At 74.8% G+C, this 1,168-nt stretch carries 2 protein-coding genes; both read right to left on the bottom strand.

Annotated features, from left to right (window positions below; all coding sequences use genetic code 11):
• Window positions 1-16 precede the first annotated feature (16 nt).
• Window positions 17-277 (bottom strand): AMP-binding protein, encoded by a 261-nt coding sequence (locus tag AC0CYZ_RS18685; protein ID WP_472218026.1) that lies wholly within the window; start codon window positions 275-277, stop codon window positions 17-19.
• Window positions 278-381: 104 nt separating this feature from the next.
• A partial coding sequence (locus tag AC0CYZ_RS18680; RefSeq protein ID WP_472218024.1) for a pseudouridine-5'-phosphate glycosidase occupies window positions 382-1,168 on the bottom strand: 787 nt, incomplete at its 5' end.

Raw genomic sequence — 1,168 nt, 5'->3', positions numbered from 1 at the left:
ACTCGATCACCCGGGCCTAGAGCAGCGGGTTCATCGGCACGACCGCACACCCGGCGAGGAGCGCCCCGTAGAACGCCAGCGGGAACGCGGGCACGTTGGGGAACACCATCCCCACCCGGTCCCCAGGCTCGAGGCCCCGCGCGCGCAGGACGCCGGCGACCGCGCGTGCGGTGTCGAAGAACTCCCCGTAGGTGAGCACGTGCTCGTCGAGCCGCAGGGCCGGTCGATCGGCGTGCTGGTCCGCTGCGTCGACCAGCGCCGTCGCGAGATTGGTCATCGTCACCCTCCTGGTGCTCCGACCGACAGTTGCCCCGGAGGGTGGTCCGGGACACATCCCGGATCGGGAAAGCACCCCGGAACCTCGGCGGCGTGCTGGGCCCGTCAGCCGACGGGCGCGGCGAGCGCGCAGGCCACCTCTCCCCCGAGCGCGACGTTCGCCCGGTAGAGCGCGACGTTGACCTCGAGGCTGCGCCCTGCGCTGGCGCGGTGGAGGTGGTCGAGCAGGTGCGGGGTCGTGTCCTTGCCGCGGACGCCGCGCGTCTCGGCGTCCGCCAGCGCGCCGTCGAGCACGGCCCGGTGGACCTCGTCGTCAAGCTGCTCGGCGGTGTCGACGGGGTTCGCGAGCAGGACCGCGGAGCGCAGCCCGAGCCCGTCGCGGGCACGCACCACCGCCGCGACCTCGTCCGGGGTCTCGACGCGGTCGGCGACCGGGAACCCGGAGTCGCGCACGTAGAACCCCGGGAACGTGCCGGTGCGGTAGCCCAGCACCGTCACCCCGAGGGTCTCCAGGCGCTCCAGCGTGGCTCCGACGTCGAGGATCGACTTGACGCCTGCGGAGACCACGAGGATCGGCAGCCCCGCGAGGGCGACCAGGTCGGCCGACTCGTCGAAGGTCGTCGCGGCGCCCCGGTGCACCCCGCCGAGCCCGCCGGTGGCGAACACCCCGACGCCCGCGCGGTGGGCCAGCAGCGCGGTCGCGGCCACCGTCGTACCGCCCGAGAGGCCCTGGGCCATCGCCACCGGGAGGTCCCGCGTCCCGATCTTGTGCACGGGGTCCGCGGCGCCCAGCCGCTCGATGTCGCCCCTGGTGAGGCCGACCGTCGGGCGTCCGTCGACGACGCCGATCGTCGCGGGCACGACGCCGGCGTCGCGGAGCACCTGCTCGGCG

Source organism: Actinomycetospora sp., assembly GCF_055612215.1.
This window is presented reverse-complemented; position numbering and strand designations above follow the sequence as displayed.

Coding starts and splice junctions, on each gene's coding strand:
- AC0CYZ_RS18685 (WP_472218026.1), bottom strand. CDS start 277: ATGACCAATCTCGCGACGGCGCTGGTCGACGCAGCGGACCAGCACGCC.